The sequence below is a fragment of the Mangrovibacter yixingensis genome (assembly GCF_020523985.1).
Classification (GTDB): Bacteria; Pseudomonadota; Gammaproteobacteria; order Enterobacterales; family Enterobacteriaceae; genus Mangrovibacter; species Mangrovibacter yixingensis.
In genome coordinates this window covers 581,215-598,732 of sequence record NZ_JAIVKM010000001.1, presented here as the reverse complement: position 1 = coordinate 598,732, position 17,518 = coordinate 581,215, and the positions used below count along the sequence as shown (strand labels likewise).

15 protein-coding genes are annotated in these 17,518 nt (G+C 48.7%); 9 read left to right on the top strand and 6 right to left on the bottom strand.

All coding sequences use genetic code 11. The annotated features are described in order from the left end of the window. The first annotated feature begins 3 nt into the window (after positions 1 to 3). The 3 genes from kdpC to kdpE are packed head-to-tail and all read left to right on the top strand — an operon-like array spanning position 4 to position 3,956. Positions 4 to 582, top strand: a complete 579-nt coding sequence (kdpC, locus tag LC084_RS02855) for a potassium-transporting ATPase subunit KdpC (protein ID WP_226569181.1) — start codon at positions 4 to 6, stop codon at positions 580 to 582. Positions 583 to 594: 12 nt separating this feature from the next. Next, positions 595 to 3,279 carry a two-component system sensor histidine kinase KdpD gene (gene kdpD / locus LC084_RS02850; protein WP_226569179.1) on the top strand — a complete coding sequence of 895 codons (2,685 nt, stop codon included), beginning with the start codon at positions 595 to 597 and terminating at the stop codon, positions 3,277 to 3,279. After that, complete coding sequence (kdpE, locus tag LC084_RS02845) at positions 3,276 to 3,956, top strand: two-component system response regulator KdpE (protein ID WP_226569177.1); 681 nt, start codon at positions 3,276 to 3,278, stop codon at positions 3,954 to 3,956. Before kdpD ends, kdpE begins: the two co-directional genes overlap by 4 nt. Before the next feature lie 96 nt (positions 3,957 to 4,052). On the opposite strand, the gene pgm is transcribed toward kdpE, so the two are convergent. Together pgm and seqA are read right to left on the bottom strand one after the other, a co-directional pair. Further along, positions 4,053 to 5,696 carry a phosphoglucomutase (alpha-D-glucose-1,6-bisphosphate-dependent) gene (gene pgm, locus LC084_RS02840; RefSeq protein WP_226569173.1) on the bottom strand — a complete coding sequence of 548 codons (1,644 nt, stop codon included), beginning with the start codon at positions 5,694 to 5,696 and terminating at the stop codon, positions 4,053 to 4,055. Between the two features lie 24 nt (positions 5,697 to 5,720). Then, the gene (gene seqA, locus LC084_RS02835) at positions 5,721 to 6,272 is read right to left on the bottom strand and encodes a replication initiation negative regulator SeqA (RefSeq protein WP_226569171.1); all 552 of its coding nucleotides are present in this window, start codon (positions 6,270 to 6,272) and stop codon (positions 5,721 to 5,723) included. Positions 6,273 to 6,457: 185 nt separating this feature from the next. Between seqA and ybfF the strand changes: the two genes are divergently transcribed. From ybfF to fur, 4 genes are all read left to right on the top strand, one after another. Further along, positions 6,458 to 7,234 carry an esterase gene (gene ybfF, locus LC084_RS02830; RefSeq protein WP_226569169.1) on the top strand — a complete coding sequence of 259 codons (777 nt, stop codon included), beginning with the start codon at positions 6,458 to 6,460 and terminating at the stop codon, positions 7,232 to 7,234. 131 nt (positions 7,235 to 7,365) lie between these two features. Beyond that, positions 7,366 to 7,656, top strand: coding sequence for a LexA regulated protein (gene ybfE / locus LC084_RS02825; RefSeq protein WP_226571113.1), 291 nt, complete (start codon positions 7,366 to 7,368; stop codon positions 7,654 to 7,656). Between the two features lie 156 nt (positions 7,657 to 7,812). Continuing rightward, a complete protein-coding gene (gene fldA, locus LC084_RS02820; protein WP_226569167.1) occupies positions 7,813 to 8,343 on the top strand; it encodes a flavodoxin FldA in 531 nt (176 codons plus the stop codon). 286 nt (positions 8,344 to 8,629) lie between these two features. After that, positions 8,630 to 9,079 (top strand): ferric iron uptake transcriptional regulator, encoded by a 450-nt coding sequence (gene fur, locus LC084_RS02815; RefSeq protein WP_226569165.1) that lies wholly within the window; start codon positions 8,630 to 8,632, stop codon positions 9,077 to 9,079. A gap of 120 nt (positions 9,080 to 9,199) precedes the next feature. Here fur and LC084_RS02810 read toward each other — a convergent pair whose 3' ends face one another. Beyond that, positions 9,200 to 10,204, bottom strand: coding sequence for a LacI family DNA-binding transcriptional regulator (locus LC084_RS02810; protein WP_226569163.1), 1,005 nt, complete (start codon positions 10,202 to 10,204; stop codon positions 9,200 to 9,202). 161 nt (positions 10,205 to 10,365) lie between these two features. Beyond that, positions 10,366 to 12,240, bottom strand: coding sequence for a beta-glucoside-specific PTS transporter subunit IIABC (locus tag LC084_RS02805; protein ID WP_226569161.1), 1,875 nt, complete (start codon positions 12,238 to 12,240; stop codon positions 10,366 to 10,368). A 112-nt stretch (positions 12,241 to 12,352) separates the two neighbouring features. Here LC084_RS02805 and LC084_RS02800 point away from each other — a divergent pair, with 112 nt between their 5' ends. After that, positions 12,353 to 12,523, top strand: coding sequence for a hypothetical protein (locus LC084_RS02800; RefSeq protein WP_226569160.1), 171 nt, complete (start codon positions 12,353 to 12,355; stop codon positions 12,521 to 12,523). Here the strand turns inward: LC084_RS02800 and glnS are convergent. After that, complete coding sequence (gene glnS, locus LC084_RS02795) at positions 12,520 to 14,187, bottom strand: glutamine--tRNA ligase (protein WP_226569158.1); 1,668 nt, start codon at positions 14,185 to 14,187, stop codon at positions 12,520 to 12,522. The genes LC084_RS02800 and glnS overlap by 4 nt on opposite strands. 176 nt (positions 14,188 to 14,363) lie before the next feature. Further along, the gene (gene nagE, locus LC084_RS02790) at positions 14,364 to 16,388 is read right to left on the bottom strand and encodes an N-acetylglucosamine-specific PTS transporter subunit IIBC (protein WP_226569156.1); all 2,025 of its coding nucleotides are present in this window, start codon (positions 16,386 to 16,388) and stop codon (positions 14,364 to 14,366) included. 329 nt (positions 16,389 to 16,717) lie between these two features. Between nagE and nagB the strand changes: the two genes are divergently transcribed. Beyond that, complete coding sequence (gene nagB / locus LC084_RS02785) at positions 16,718 to 17,518, top strand: glucosamine-6-phosphate deaminase (RefSeq protein WP_064599671.1); 801 nt, start codon at positions 16,718 to 16,720, stop codon at positions 17,516 to 17,518.

Sequence of the window (17,518 nt, the reverse complement as noted above, 5' to 3'; positions counted from 1 at the left end):
AATATGTTACCGTTACGTTCTGCGATTTCTCTGTTCTTTGTGTTGACTGTACTGACTGGTGGTGCCTACCCACTCATCACAACTGTACTTGGGCAATGGTTGTTTCCGTGGCAATCGATGGGCTCACAGATTGAAATACAAGGGCAGGTTCGGGGTTCTGCGCTGATTGGGCAGGCATTTACTCAGGCCGGATATTTTCACGGTCGGCCTTCGGCTACGGCTGAGTTTCCTTATAACCCCATGGCGTCTGGCGGGAGTAATCTTGCTGTCGGTAATCCGCAGTTAACCCAGGAGTTAACTGAGCGGGCTCGGGCACTCAAACACAATAATCCGGACGCCACAGGACCAATTCCTGTCACTTTATTAACCGCATCGGGCAGTGGTCTGGATGGCCAGCTTCCTCCAGAAGCCGCGTTATGGCAAATTCCACGGATTGCCGCTGCACGCCATATCCCGGAAAGTGTGTTAACCACGCTGGTCGAGCAAGCAACACAGTACCCAATACCCGGCTATTTTGGTGAACCTGTTGTGAATGTATTATTGCTGAATCTGGCACTGGACCGTTACCCGGCGTCACATTAATAAGGAATGTCTATGCACCAAGAGCCGCACCGCCCTGACCCGGACCGTTTAATTGAGCAAGTTAACCTTCCCGCCCGAGGGAAACTGCGTATTTTTTTCGGGGCTTGTGCCGGTGTAGGAAAAACCTGGGCCATGTTGCAGGAAGCACGCCGGTTATATGAACAAGGGTTGGATGTGGTTGTGGGTGTGGTTGAAACACACGGGCGTGAAGAAACCGCCAGGCTCACGGAGGGCCTGGTTTTTCTCCCCCCCAGACGGCATGGGCACAGGGGGAGGATACTGGAAGAGTTTGACCTGGATAGTGCTCTGGCACGCCACCCGGCCCTGATTCTGGTTGATGAACTGGCACACAGCAATGTGCCAGGATCCCGCCATCCACGGCGCTGGCAGGATGTCGAGGAGCTACTGGATGCCGGCATTGATGTGTTCACCACACTCAATGTACAGCACCTGGAAAGCTTGAACGACATTGTTGGTGCAGTAACTGGCATTCAGGTAAAAGAAACGGTACCCGATCCTATCTTTGATAACGCCAGTGATGTGGTGCTGGTTGATCTTCCCGCTGAAGATTTGCGCCAGCGTTTACGTGAAGGGAAAGTCTATATTCCAAGCCAGGCGGAACGGGCAATCGAGCATTTTTTCCGTACTGGTAACCTTATTGCGTTACGGGAACTGGCACTACGGCGCACTGCCGACCGTGTAGATGAGCAGATGCAGGACTGGCGCGGCCGCCAACAGCCAGGCAAAGTCTGGCATACCCGTGATGCTATTTTACTGTGTATTGGTGCCCGTAGCGGCAATGAAAAACTAATACGTACCGCTGCCAGAATGGCCGCCAGGATGGGATGTTCATGGCATGCCGTTTATGTTGAAACGCCGCGCTTACACCGGCTGAATGAATCCAGACGGCGAGCCATACTTTCTGCATTAACTCTTGCGCAAGAATTGGGAGCAACCACAGCAACCCTTTCCGCCCCCCAGGAAGTCAATGCCATTGTGCGCTATGCCCGTGAACATAATCTGGGCAAAGTGATCACTGGGCGCCGTCAGGGGAAACGCTACTGGCCCGCACGCTCCTTTGCTGACAAACTGGCGCAACATGGGCCTGATCTTGATCTCATTGTGGTTGCCATGGATGACCGCCCAGAACCAACGGGCAACTTGCCTGATACACGCCGTTTTTTTGAAAAGTGGCGTGTACAGTTACTGGGATGTGTTGTCGCAGCTTTATTTTGTTTTGTCATCACATTATTTGCCAGCCAGTGGTTACTGGGCCTGGATGCGGCCAACATGGTGATGATCTACCTGTTTGGGGTTGTGCTGGTCGCCTTGTTGTATGGCCGTGGCCCATCGGTGTTTGCCACCGTGATTAATGTGGCCTGCTTTGATCTGTTTTTCATTGAGCCACGTGGCACTCTTGCTGTATCCGACGTTCAATACCTGCTCACTTTTTCCGTCATGATGGCGGTTGGTCTGTTAATTGGCACCTTAACCGCTGGTGTTCGTTACCAGGCACGAGTAGCCCGTCACCGCGAACAGCGTACCCACCATTTGTATGAAATATCCCGCGCTCTTGCGGTAACCCGAAACACGCAAGAAATAGCGCTCACCAGCCAGCAGTTTATCCGCCAGAGTTTCCAGGCCGATGCACAATTATTACTCCCGGATAACCAGGGGAAACTGCGGCCAATAAGTGATAAAGAGGCGGCAGTGTGGTGGGATGATGCTATTGCTCGCTGGAGCTTTGACAATGGGCACCCCGCTGGGGCGGGTACCGACACACTACCCGGAGTCCCCTGGCAGATTCACCCTCTTCGAACACAAGGGAAAACACTGGGTCTGATGGTCATCATGCCCGATAATTTGCGTCAGCTAATGATCCCCGAACAAAAACGCTTGCTCGAAACAGCATTACTGTTGGTTACCTCAGCTTTAGATCATCTGAATCTAATGGTCAGTGAAGAACAAGCCCGGGTTGCTGGTGAGCGGGAACGTATTCGTAATACGTTACTGGCAGCACTCTCCCATGATTTACGTACACCTTTAACTGTGCTGTTTGGCCAGGCGGAAATTTTAACGCTTGACCTGGCTTCTGAAGGCTCACGACATGCCCTTCAGGCAAACGAAATTCGCCAGCAAGTGCTCAATACCACTCGTCTGGTGAATAACCTGCTGGATATGGCCAGGATCCAATCCGGTGGGTTTAATTTACACCGGGCCTGGATCCCTGTTGAAGAACTGATCGGTGGCGCGCTTCAACAACTGGATCCAGTAACAGGTGGACGCGAAATACACATTAACCTGCCCGACCCTTTGATGCTAATTCATGTAGACGGAACACTGTTTGAGCGTGTGCTAATTAATCTGCTGGAGAATGCAGTTAAATATGCAGGCCAACAGGCCCAGGTTGGAATTACAGTGCAGAGTGATGAATCCATCATTGACCTGGAAGTTTGGGATACCGGGCCCGGTATTCCTCCCGGCCAGGAGGCAACGATTTTCGAAAAATTTGCCCGTGGCACCAAAGAATCGGCGATTCCCGGTGTTGGGCTGGGTTTGGCGATTTGCCAGGCCATTATTGATGTCCACGACGGTGAGATCTATGCTGAGAACCGTGCACAAGGCGGTGCGAGTTTTCATATCCGCCTGCCCCACCTTTCCCCTCCGGGGCTCGATGAAACTGACGAGGTTATGTGACTACCATAGTTGTTGTCGAAGACGAACAGGCAATCCGCCGGTTTCTGCGCAATGCGCTGGAAGAAGAGAGTGTACGTATTTTCGAAGCAGAAACACTGCAACGCGGATTAATTGAAACAGCGACACGTAAACCGGACCTGGTTATTCTCGATTTGGGCCTGCCAGATGGTGACGGGCTGGATTTTATTCGCGATGTTCGCCAGTGGAGTACGATTCCGATTATTGTGCTTTCCGCACGCAGTGATGAGCAGGATAAAATCGCCGCACTGGATGCCGGAGCAGATGACTACCTGAGTAAACCCTTTGGCATTGGGGAGCTACAGGCACGGTTACGGGTGGCTCTGCGCCGTACATCAGGCAATGAGGAAAGTGACAGCCTGTATACATTTGGCGATATTCATGTCGACCTTGCGGCCCGGCGTATTTGCCGCAATGACACAGATATTCACCTGACACCAATTGAATTTCGCCTTTTAGCTGTACTGCTACGTCACCATGGCAAAGTGCTGACTCAACGCCAGTTGCTCAACCAGGTTTGGGGGCCAAATGCTGTCGAACACAGCCACTACCTGCGTATTTATATGGGGCATCTGCGCCAGAAACTTGAGGTTGACCCTGCCCGCCCACGCCACCTGATTACCGAAACAGGTATTGGTTACCGTTTTATGCTTAATTGACCCAATACTGCACCAGCCATAAAAAAAGAGCGCCACCGGCGCTCTTTTTTACTCATTCAGGAAAGCAGAACAGGTTGTTTTGCTTTCCTCAGAGCATTATTTAGCACTGCTCAATACAGCACTCACAATTTCTACTGCTTCTGTTTCTATCTGTTTACGGTGGTCCGCGCCGAGGAAACTTTCGCAATAAATTTTGTAAGCGTCTTCTGTGCCTGACGGACGGGCAGCAAACCAGCCGTTTTTGGTCATCACTTTCAAACCGCCAATTGCCGCACCATTACCAGGAGCCGTCGTCACACGAGCCGTGATCTCATCCCCGGCAAGGGTGCTGGCGCTGACCATTTCCGGAGACAGGCGGGACAAGGCAGCTTTCTGCGCAGAAGTGGCAGACGCCTGCAGGCGGTTATAGCTCGGCGCACCAAAACGTGCAGCCAACTCATCATAATGCTGTTGTGGATTTTTACCGGTCACAGCCGTAATTTCCGCTGCCAGCAGACACATGATGATTCCGTCTTTATCGGTTGACCATGGCGTACCATCAAAGCGCAAGAATGATGCCCCGGCGCTCTCTTCCCCACCAAAACCAAAACTGCCATCAAACAGGCCATCCACAAACCATTTAAACCCAACCGGTACTTCCACCAGTTTACGGCCTAAAGAATCCACGACCCGGTCAATCATGGCAGAAGAAACCAGTGTTTTACCTACCGCAACATCGCTGCCCCATTGTGGGCGATGTTGGAATAAATAATTAATGGCTACAGCAAGATAATGGTTCGGATTCATCAACCCAACCGGGGTAACAATGCCGTGACGGTCATAATCCGGGTCATTCGCGAATGCCAGGTCAAACTTGTCACGCAGTGCCAGCAGACCGGCCATAGCGCATTCAGAAGAACAGTCCATGCGGATCACGCCGTCTTTATCCAGGTGCATAAAGCGGAACGTTTGATCAACCTGATCATTCACCAGCGTCAGATTCAGCTTGTAATGCTCAGCAATACGTTTCCAGTATTCGATACCGGAGCCACCGAGCGGATCGACACCCAGTTTCAGGCCTGCTTTCTGAATAGCGGCCATATCAATGATATCTGCTAGCCCTTCAATATATGCCTGGACCAGATCAACTTCCTGAACATGCCCACCAGCCAACGCTTCATCCAGCGTCACACGTTTAATACCAGCAAGGCCTGCGGCCAATAACGCATTGGCACGCTCTTCGATGACTTTTGTCACGCCTGTGTCTGCCGGGCCACCATTCGGTGGGTTATATTTGATACCACCATCCTCTGGCGGGTTATGAGATGGCGTAATAACAATGCCATCAGCCAACGGGCCACCCTGCTTGTTATGAACCAGAATCGCATTGGACACAGCAGGTGTCGGCGTAAAGCCATTATCCTGCTGCACAATCACATCCACACCATTGGCTGCCAGCACTTCCAGAACAGAAATGAATGCTGGTTCAGAAAGCGCATGGGTATCTTTACCGACATAACACGGCCCGGTAATACCATTCTGGGCACGGTTTTCTGCTATCGCCTGAGCGATGGCGAGAATATGACTTTCATTAAAACTGTGGCGACCGGCACTACCTCGGTGGCCTGACGTACCAAACTTCACCGCGTGCTCTGAATTACCTGACTCAGGTTTTAATACATAATACTGAGCGGTCAGTTGAGCGATATTAATCAAATCACTCTGCTGCGCAGGTTGCCCTGCTCGAGGATGGTTAGCCATTGCTGGTCCTTTTTGTCACAAGCGTTAAATGGTGCCGCAAACCTTTTCAACTAATTCCGCCGGGAACTGCATGGACTGCATAATATGCTCGACCATGCTGCATTTGCGGCCCGTATTGGTATTCGTGATCACCCAATAAGGTGTATTGGGAACTTGCTTAGGTTTTGTCTGATTACCATTCTTCAATAAGGTTTGCTCATTAACAGCGAAATACACTCGCGTGCGCCCATGTAAGGACTCCGTTGCCTGAGCAAATGTGGAAGAATCCAGGGAGTAGAGCGTTGAAAGCACCAGCATAAAACGGTTAACCGCTTTCTTTTGCTCCGCATATTCATCTGACAGCAGTAACTCACGCATTGCCCGCACTTTATCTTTCGGTTTTTCAGGCGCTTTTTCAGCGTGGGACACAGGGACACTACTGCTTGTTGAGACTACAGAAGAGGACAGCGCAACAGGTTGCTGACCAGAAGAGAGTTTCAGCATACGCCGCAAAATGTCTGACGCGCTTTCACCAATATGCAGTGTGTGGCTCGCGATGTAGCGATACAGCTCGTCATCAACTTCAATCGTTTTCATTTTAATCCAGTTACATATCTTTTCTGAATACAAATCATTGGGATTATAGAATCAAAACCCAATGGCGAATAGCATCAACCCGGGATGGTGTCAAAAGTCAGAATTAACTGTAACCCTTGCAGCCGGATGGCAGAATGGCCAACATAATACCCTATTCCTGAGACAGCGAAAAAAAGAAGTTTTCTATGAAATTACACGCTCGCCTGCAATCTGCTCAACAAATGACGAACAATCCACCGGTTGTGTTAATACACGGGTTATTCGGTACGCTGGATAACCTGGGGGTTCTGGCAAGGGACCTGGTTAAGGACCATGATGTGCTGCAAATAGACTTACGCAATCATGGGCAGTCGGCTCGCAGTAGTATTATGACATGGCCTGCCATGGCTCAGGATGTACTGGATACACTGGATGAATATCATATAAATAATGCGATTTTCATCGGTCATTCCATGGGAGGAAAAACCGCGATGGCGGTTACCCAACTGGCTCCCAACCGGGTCGAAAAACTGGTTGTGATTGATATTGCACCTGTCGATTATAACGTTCGTCGCCATGACACTATCTTTGCCGCCATAGAAGCTGTAACCGCTGCCGGAGCGCACACTCGCCAGGATGCCGCGGCAATTATGCGCAACGTTCTCGATGAAGAAGGTGTTATTCAGTTTTTGCTAAAATCTTTTGCCAATGGCGAGTGGCGTTTTAATGTTCCGGTGCTCAAAGAACAATATGGCAATATTGTCGGGTGGGAAACCGTTGCGCCATGGCCACATCCTGCGTTGTTTATCAGCGGCGGGTTATCTCCTTACATTCAAGAACAATATCGCGAAACCTTGTTGGCTCAATTTCCTTGTGCCAAAGCCTGGGTCGTTGCGGGGGCCGGGCATTGGGTCCATGCGGAAAAAACCGAGGCAGTGATTCGCGCTATTCGCCGTTTTCTTAACCCTTCAGACGAAAACTGATTAAAAACCCGCCGACTGGCTGGCAAAATTGGCTTTCGCGTTGGCGCGTCATGTTGCCTGATGTATCATGGCGCGCTGTAATGCGCCCGAGCACGTTGCTCCAGCCACCTGTTTTCCTCACTATTCTAATCATGGCAAAAGAACAAACGGACCGTACGACAATAGATCTGTTCGCGGATGAACGCCGTCCGGGTCGCCCAAAAACAAATCCATTGTCACGTCACGAACAACTGCGTATCAACAAACGCAACCAGCTTAAACGCGATAAGGTTCGTGGGCTTAAGCGTGTGGAATTAAAACTGAATGCAGATGCGGTAGATGCGCTGAATGAGCTGGCGCAAGAGCGTAACATGAGCCGTAGCGAACTCATCGAAGAGATGTTGATGGCTCTGTTAGATGACACAAAATCTGGTCACATATAATCCACGCATTTCTGGCCGTCTTTCCTTTTCATGTAGCAGTGTGTGCACCCGGTGGTGATAGCTGTTTCCGCACTGGAAGCTGTTCTGCTATCATTGCCTTATCTGTGGACAAATTCACGCCACCATAACATTAAGTTTCAAGAGGTTATTAAACTCATGGCGATCGTAGGCATCTTTTTCGGCAGCGACACCGGCAACACTGAAAACATTGCTAAAATCATTCAAAAACAGCTTGGTAAAGATGTTGCTGAAGTACATGACATAGCTAAAAGCAGCAAAGAAGATATTGAAGGTTTCGATATTCTGCTGCTTGGTATCCCTACCTGGTATTACGGTGAAGCACAGTGTGACTGGGATGATTTCTTCCCTACACTGGAAGAAATTGATTTCACTGGTAAATTAGTTGCCCTGTTCGGTTGTGGTGATCAGGAAGACTACGCTGAATATTTTTGTGACGCACTGGGTACCATTCGCGACATTATCGAACCTCATGGTGCGGTTATCGTTGGTCACTGGCCAACAGCCGGGTATCACTTTGAAGCGTCTAAAGGCCTGGCAGATGATGCACACTTTGTTGGTCTGGCAATTGATGAAGACCGTCAACCCGAGCTGACAGCAGAACGTGTTGAAAAGTGGGTTAAACAGATTGCGGAAGAAATGCAACTCGATAGCATAATTAATGCCTGATAATTTCCCGGCGCAATTATATTGCGCCGGATTAATAGGTAAAACCAATAAAAATAATTGCTACATTTTTTTAACTTTTTGATAGTAGCGCTGTACAATGATCCAGTTGATAGCGTGCTTTTTTTGGTAAATTTGCCAGTGCTATCAGATTATTTATTTTCAATTTTGCTGGAGACTTGCGGTTTTCTTTAGGGAGTGTCAAACATATAATGAGACGCATTAACTTTAGCGTATTCCGTCGTACGCCCATTCAAGGGCATTTTGCAAGCAACAGGACATATTCCGCATGACTGACAACAACACCGCATTAAAGAAGGCAGGCCTGAAAGTCACGCTTCCCCGGTTAAAAATTCTGGAAGTGTTGCAGGAGCCGGACAATCACCATGTCAGCGCGGAAGATTTATATAAGCGACTGATTGATATGGGAGAAGAGATTGGTCTTGCTACCGTGTATCGCGTGCTCAACCAATTTGATGACGCCGGAATCGTTACACGCCATAATTTCGAAGGTGGCAAATCCGTTTTCGAACTGACGCAGCAACATCATCATGACCATCTGATTTGCCTCGACTGCGGTAAAGTTATCGAATTCAGCGACGATTCTATTGAAGCTCGCCAGCGTGAAATTGCTTCCAGCCATGGAATTCGCCTGACCAACCACAGCCTGTACCTCTATGGTCACTGTGCAGAAGGCGATTGCCGTGACGATGAAAATGCGCACGAAGACAACAAATAATCGGGTGTACCTGTAAGCCGGTGCAATGTGACACCAAAAAAAAGCCTGGTTTAATACCTGGCTTTTTTTTATCTGTTGTTCCAGTGCTATTTGCAGGAAATTGCATTTATGGAAAACAGGTTAATTGAGTTTTTCTACTGAATCGCGGATGACCAATTCACCGGATAAACTCACACAAGACTTATTGGTATGCGGGGAGATACCTAACAAACGTTCAACAGCCAGTTTGACCATATCAATTAAGGGAATCTTGATAGTGGTTAGTGCAGGGGAAACAAAACTGCCAATGCGTGAGTCATCAAACCCGGCAACAGAAATATCGCCAGGGACTGCTATTCCCGCCTCTTGTAACGCTTTCATAGCACCTAATGCCATATCATCATTACCCGCGAGGATCATACTGAAGGGCACTTCCTGCTCAATCAGTTGCCGGGCAGCGGCATAACCACTTTCCATACTCCAGTCACCAGCCACTGCCAGTGTTGGATCAGGTGTAAGACCTTGTGCTGATAACTCATCCAAATACGCCTGATAGCGCATTTTATTGGTAGGAGACCCATTTCTCCCACTTATCCAGGCTATTTCCCGGTGCCCCATATCCAGAATAAAGGACATCATCATTCGGGCACACTGATAGTGCAGGACGCTGATAGCACACTCAGGGTGGCGTGGTAATGTGCGGTTGAGAACAATAATTGGAACCGGGCTGGTATCGATAATCGCATCAAGTTCATCTGCAGTGAGGTATTGCGGGTAAACCATAATACCTGCGCATTTCATACGTACCAGGTAGTCTATAGCTGCTGTTTCATCTTCTGCAGAGTGCTTACCATCGGCAAAAATAAGCTGATGCTCGTATTGCTCACTCCAGGTTGCTGCACCATAAATCAGTGTTGAGAAGTAAGGGCCATTGTACAAAGCATTGGTCATCACAAAACCCACTAAGCGTGTTTTCTGCGTCGCCAGCTGCTGAGCCAGCAAATTAGGCCGGTAGCCCGTTTCTTCAATAGCTTTAAACACCAGGCGTTTAATTTCATCACTGACGATGTCTTTACCATTCAGCACCCGGGACACGGTAGATTTAGATACCCCTGCCGCTTTAGCGACATCCAGCATTTTTACCATTGAAAAACTACTCCCCGAATTATCTACGGCCTGAAAGGCAGATTAGCCTGCACTCTGAACCCCAACAGATATATTCAGAGCTACACGACTGTAATGGGTTTCGCGTGCCGTTTCAATTTTGAGGCAACAAGAGCGGGGCCAGCAATGCTGGCCCCGAGGATTTAAGCAACAGAAAATAAAGGGTTACCGCTATTAACCTTCCCCGACTGCTGGTGAAATATCAAAGCATGTTCATCACTGTTCACCACCAGTACCGGCGTTGTAATGTCATAGCCTGCTTCAATAACCTTTTCTTTATCGAACTGAATCAACGGAGTACCTGCGGTCACATAGTCCCCTATTTTAACCAGGGTAGTAAAATGTGCGCCATGAAGTTTGACTGTATCAAGGCCTACATGAATAAGCAGTTCGGCACCATTTGCACACAGCATTCCGACAGCATGCTGCGAATCAATAACCGAAGCCACTTCCCCATCGCACGGGGCAACAATTACGCCGTTGTCAGGTAAAATAGCAATACCATCGCCCAGCAGCTTGCTGGCAAAGGTTTCATCATTAACCTGGCTCAGAGAAACCAGTTCCCCTGAAACCGGGCTATTTAAAACCAGTTCAGTGGGCATATTTTCTTTAGCGCGTGGCTGTGGTGCGTTTTGTTTATTTTCCGGCATTTCCGGTTCCGTAAAACCCACCATAAACACCAGGGCAAAAGTCACCGCCACAGTCACACCAAGCCCCACCACTTCACCAATAAACGACTGGGGGTTTTCCGGGCTGATAGCATTCATAATCGTCAGCAACCCAGGGAGACCTGCATACGCATAGTAGTAACTGCCAAAGAAACTGGCGACGCATGCCCCTGTAGCACCACCGATACAACCGCAAATAAACGGTTTTTTCAGACGCAGAGTGACACCATAAATAGCGGGTTCAGTGATCCCAAACACCCCAGTCAGCCCGGCAGACCATGCAACCGGCCGGAATGCGGCCTGGCGTGTTTTCATGGCACAGGCAAAAGCTGCAGCCATTTGTGCCACAACAGCCATCGTCTGGAACGCCTGGAAAGAGTCCCGGCCATACATATCAAAGTTAGCCATAATGACGGGGGTAATTCCCCAATGAACACCAAATATAACAATTACTTGCCATACACCACCTATCACCGCAGCAGCCAGCGGAGGAGCTGCATTAAACAGCCAGTTATAACCATGAGCAATACCGTTCGCCAGCCCGGCCGTTACCGGCCCAATAACCACCAGCGTGACAGGGACCATCACAACAACACAAATGAGTGGTGTAAATAAAGGCGCCACTACATCAGGTAAAACACGTAATACCAGGCGTTCCAGGTGTGCCAGCCCCCATACCAGAAACAGAGGCGGTAATACAGATGAGGTATAAACCGTCTTCGCTAACGGAATGCCGAGGAAAGTAAAGCCTTCACCACTGGCAATTTTCCCGGCAATCACTGCCCAGTCAGGGTTAATTAATGCACAGCAGCACAACACGGCTATATAGGTATTGCACTTAAAGTGTTTTGCTGCCGTTATTGCAATGAACACTGGCAAAAATGCAAACGGTGTCCAGGAAATAAAATTGAGTACACCAAAAGTGCCTGTCGTATGAAACGATACCGAGAAATAGTTGATGATGATAAGCAGGCCCTGCAGCAAACCAGCAGCAGCCAGGACGTAAATCACAGGCGCAAAAACCGCCGACATCGTTGCCACAACAGCATCTAATGGGCGTTTTTTCTCAGTTGTAGCATTGGTTAGCGTGTCGCTATCTACCAGTGAGGAAAAAGCCTGATACACATCAGCGACATGCGTGCCAATAACTACCTGAAACTGCCCCCCACTAAGAACGACGGTAATAACACCCGTCAGATTTTTCACCCGCTCAATAGCAGATTCAGGAACTTCCTTTAACACCAAACGTAACCGAGTTGCGCAGCGGGAGAAGCTTATCAGGTTCGCTTCACCACCTACTTCTGCGAGAATATTGTTTGCCAGCGCGCTGTAATCTCTGATAGTGCCCATAGCTGATCCTTTGTTTGTTTGCTCTCTGCAACCGGTTTCAGACTGACTGAACATACACTCCCTCTGCAACCGGTTTCAGAAAGAATTGCGGCAATTCTCACAGAATCGAATTATGGATAAATTTATTGAATTTATGGTGTTAATCGCTGCACACAATAGTGCACGCTGGCGGAAATTTTCGGGGTTGGAGCAAAAATGGGGATTGCAGGCAAAAAAAACCGTAGTCGTGCAACACGACTACGGTCAGTATTCACCAGGCAAAAGCCCAGGATTCAATAATTAACCAGCGATTTTCGCCCAGGTATCGCGTAACCCAACAGTGCGGTTGAATACCAGTTTATCTACAGAACTGTAACGCTCATCCAGGCAGAAATAGCCTTCACGCTCAAATTGCAGCGCTTTGCCAGGCTGAGCAGATTTAAGGTTCATTTCAGCCACGCCCTGCTTAATCACCAGAGATTCCGGGTTGATTGTTGACAAGAAATCATCAGCTCCACCAGGATTGGCGACACTAAACAGGCGGTCGTATAAACGGATTTCTACTGGCAGAGCATGTGCAGCACTGACCCAGTGAATAACACCTTTCACCTTGCGCCCGTCTGCCGGGTCTTTACTCAGGGTTTCGGCATCATAGCTACAGAAAATCGTGGTGATATTCCCTTCAGCATCTTTCTCAACACGTTCAGCTTTAATCACATATGCATTACGCAAACGCACTTCTTTACCCAGCACCAGGCGCTTGTATTGCTTGTTCGCTTCTTCGCGGAAATCTGCACGGTCGATAAAGACTTCACCACTGAATGCCACTTCACGACTGCCCATATCCGGGTTATTTGGATGGTTTGCCATGGTAATCATTTCACTCTGCCCTTGCGGGTAGTTTTCAATGACCACTTTAACGGGATCGATCACAGCCATTGCCCGTGGTGCGTGTTCATTCAGGTCTTCACGGATACAGGCTTCAAGCGCTGCCATCTCAACGGTATTATCTTGTTTGGTAATACCAATACGCTTACAAAACTCTCTTACTGAAGCGGGTGTATAACCACGCCGACGCAAACCAGAGATGGTTGGCATACGTGGGTCATCCCAACCTTCAACAATTTTCTCAGTGACCAGTAAATTCAGTTTACGCTTGGACATAACAGCATATTCAAGGTTCAGGCGTGAAAATTCATACTGGCGTGGGTGGGCCGGAATTGTAATGTTGTCCAGCACCCAGTCGTACAACCGGCGGTTATCCTGAAACTCCAGCGTACACAGAGAATGCGTAATGCCTTCCAGCGCATCAGAAATACAATGGGTGAAATCGTACATCGGATAGATGCACCATTTGTTCCCAGTCTGATGGTGTTCAGCGAACTTAATGCGGTAAATGACCGGGTCGCGCATCACCATAAATGGCGAGGCCATATCAATTTTAGCTCGCAGGCAAGCGGTACCTTCCTCGAAGCCACCGGCACGCATTTTTTCGAATAACGCCAGGTTTTCTTCAACGCTACGTGAACGGTACGGGCTATTTTTCCCGGGCGCAGTCAATGTACCGCGATATTCACGGATTTGTTCTGGAGTCAGTTCATCAACATAGGCCAAGCCTTTGTTAATTAATTCCAGCGCGTACTGGTAGAGCTTATCAAAGTAATCGGATGAGTAATGAACATCCCCGGCCCACTGGAAACCTAACCACTGTACATCGTGCTTGATTGATTCAACGTATTCGATGTCTTCTTTAACCGGGTTAGTATCGTCAAAACGCAGATTACATTGCCCCTGGTAATCACGTGCAATACCGAAATTCAGGCAAATCGACTTGGCATGGCCGATATGCAAATAACCGTTGGGTTCCGGCGGAAAACGGGTGCAAATATGGTCATGCTTACCAGCAGCCAGATCTTCATCGATTATCTGACGGATAAAATTTGTTGGGCGGGCTTCAGCCTCACTCATCGCAGAGTCCTCAAAGCGTAAACATCATTTAACGGAGAATGATCTAATAAGCGGCGCGTGGAAACAACCTTTATGTTGCATTAATTCTGGATTTATTGCTCTGCGTAGTTACTGCGGGCGTAAAAAACGGCTGAAGAAAACCTTCAGCCGTTGATTTACGTATCAGGCGGGATTAATTACTTTTTAATGTCGAACAAAATAGTCTGCCCGGCGATAACCTGCCCTTCTGCTTTTAACTCCAGACCAGCAAAGTCGTCGATATTACTGCAGACAACCGGGCTAATCATGGAGCGAGCATTGGCATTCAGGTAATCGAGATCTAACTGCAGTACCGGTTGCCCGGCAGTAACAGTTTCACCTTCTTCAACAAGGCGCGTGAACCCTTTGCCGTTCAGTGCGACAGTATCAATCCCCATATGTACCACCAGCTCGGCACCACCTTCAGTCTCCAGGCAAAATGCGTGGTTAGTATTGAAGATTTTCACAATAGTTCCGTCAGCCGGGGCAACAACCAAACTATCAGTCGGTTTAATAGCAACACCATCGCCAACCGCTTTACTGGCAAAGGCTTCATCAGGTACTTGTTCCAGAGCAACAACCGCACCTGTAACCGGTGATACCAGTGAAACCACTGTTACTGCAGTCGACGTGGGAACAGCCTGCAATTTCGCACCACTTTGTGCTGGTGCTGGAGCAGACGCAGCTTCAACGTGCCCGGTCGTTTTCATTGCATTGGCAATCTTCTCTGCAACAAAACCAACAATTATCTGCACACTGGTTTTATTCAGGCGAATAACACCCGTAGCCCCCAGACGTTTCGCCATCGCTTCATTGACCAGAGAAGAGTCTTTCACATTCAGGCGTAACCGCGTTATACAGGCGTCAATAGCTGTCAGGTTATCTGAGCCACCCACTGCAGAAATATACTGGCGGGCAAGCTGAGTGGCGTTTTGCTCTTTCGCAACGCCACCGTTGCTGACATTCATATCTTCACCATCAGCTTCACTTCCGGCGACAGCCAGTTCACGCCCCGGTGTCATCAGGTTGAATTTAGTGATAGTGAAACGGAACACCACATAGTAAATCGCGAAGAACACCAGCCCCTGCGGAATCAGCATATACCAGTGGGTAGCCAGTGGGTTGCGCGAAGAAAGCACCATATCAACCAAACCAGCACTAAAGCCAAAACCGGCAATCCAGTGCATGGTGGCAGCGATATATACAGAAATCCCGGTAAGGACGGCGTGAATCACATACAGCACCGGTGCAACGAACATGAAGGAGAATTCTAACGGTTCAGTTATCCCCGTAAAGAAGGCGGCAAACGCCCCCGCCATCATGATCCCTAACACTTTCGCTTTGTTTTCCGGGCGAGCGCAATGGTAAATAGCCAGAGCCGCACCAGGCAAACCGAACATCATAATCGGGAAGAAACCAGCCTGGTAACGGCCAGTAATACCCGGAATCGCTTTACCCGCTTCAATAGACTGAGCGCCACCAAGGAAATTAGGAATATCGTTGATACCCGCGACATCGAACCAGAACACAGAGTTCAGTGCGTGATGCAAACCAACCGGGATCAGCAAGCGGTTAAAGAAGGCATAGATCCCAGCCCCCGCAGACCCCAGATGCTGGATATGTTCACCAAAACTAACCAGACCACCGAAAATAAGTGGCCACGCATACATCATGACAAAAGCCACAGCAATCATCACGAAGGACGTCAGGATGGGAACCAACCGGCGGCCACTAAAGAACGAAAGTGCCTTGGGCAGCTCAACACCGCTGAAGCGATTATAGAGTTCAGCAGAAATCACCCCAACCAGGATACCAACAAACTGGTTTTCGATTTTACCGAAAGCCGCCGGAACCTTATCGACAGGAATATTTTGAATCATGGACACCGATGCCGGTGAACATAACGTGGTCAGCACCAGAAAACCGACGAAGCCAGTGAGCGCTGCCGCACCATCTTTGTCTTTAGACATGCCGTAAGCCACACCAATGGCAAACAGCACTGACATATGGTCAATGATGGCAGAACCAGATTTGATGAAGAACGCCGCCAGCGCACTTTGACTTCCCCAACCAACCGGGTCAATCCAGTAGCCAACCCCCATCAGTATCGCCGCGGCAGGCAAGGTCGCAACAGGCACCATGAGCGCGCGACCAACGCGTTGTAAATAACCTAATACACTCACATATTCCCCCTTGTAAGACCCGATAAGTCTTAGCTAACTATCTGTTTTTATTGTAACTGGCACTGGAATACCTGCACAGCTTTTAATATTACATCCGGAGTGTGTGAAAAAATAATTCGCACCGCAAATTAATTACACTTTTTTGTGATAAAAATCACCAAAATATTCTTATATCCCTCCTTTTAACTGGCTTCAAACGAAAACTTATTTTATCATTCGAAAAATCAAGACGGATTGACCCTATTCGCCCTTAAACCGACAGAGCATTACACTTTAGAGCAATTCAATTCGGCTTTTCTGTTTTCTTTCTATCTTCAATGAGGTGAACAATGAGACTGATTCCCCTGGCTACACCACAGCAAGTTGGCAAGTGGGCGGCACGCCATATCGTTAACCGCATCAATGCATTTAAACCTACCGCTGAGCGCCCTTTTGTTCTCGGTTTGCCCACGGGAGGCACACCGCTTGAAGCGTATAAAGCACTTGTTGATATGCACAAAGCAGGCCAGGTTAGTTTTAAACATGTGGTCACATTTAATATGGACGAATATGTCGGCTTACCCAAAGAACACCCGGAAAGCTACCACAGTTTTATGTACCGCAACTTCTTTGAACACGTTGATATTCCCGAAGAAAATATCAACCTGCTGAATGGTAACGCACCCGATATTGATGCAGAATGCCGCCAATATGAAGAAAAAATTCGCGCTTATGGAAAAATCCACCTTTTCATGGGCGGTGTGGGTAATGATGGGCACATTGCCTTTAATGAGCCAGCATCTTCTCTTGCTTCACGGACCAGAATCAAAACGCTGACACACGAGACCCGTGTTGCCAATTCACGTTTCTTTGGTGGTGATGTCAGCCAGGTGCCAAAATATGCACTGACTGTTGGCGTCGGCACATTGCTTGATGCCGAAGAAGTCATGATTCTGGCATTGGGCCAGGTAAAAGCTCAGGCATTACAAGCTGCTGTAGAAGGTAATGTCAATCACATGTGGACAATCAGTTGCCTGCAACTCCATCCTAAAGCCGTTATCGTTTGTGACGAGCCGTCAACGATGGAACTGAAAGTAAAAACACTGAAGTATTTCAATGAATTAGAAGCTGAAAATATTAAAGATCTTTAA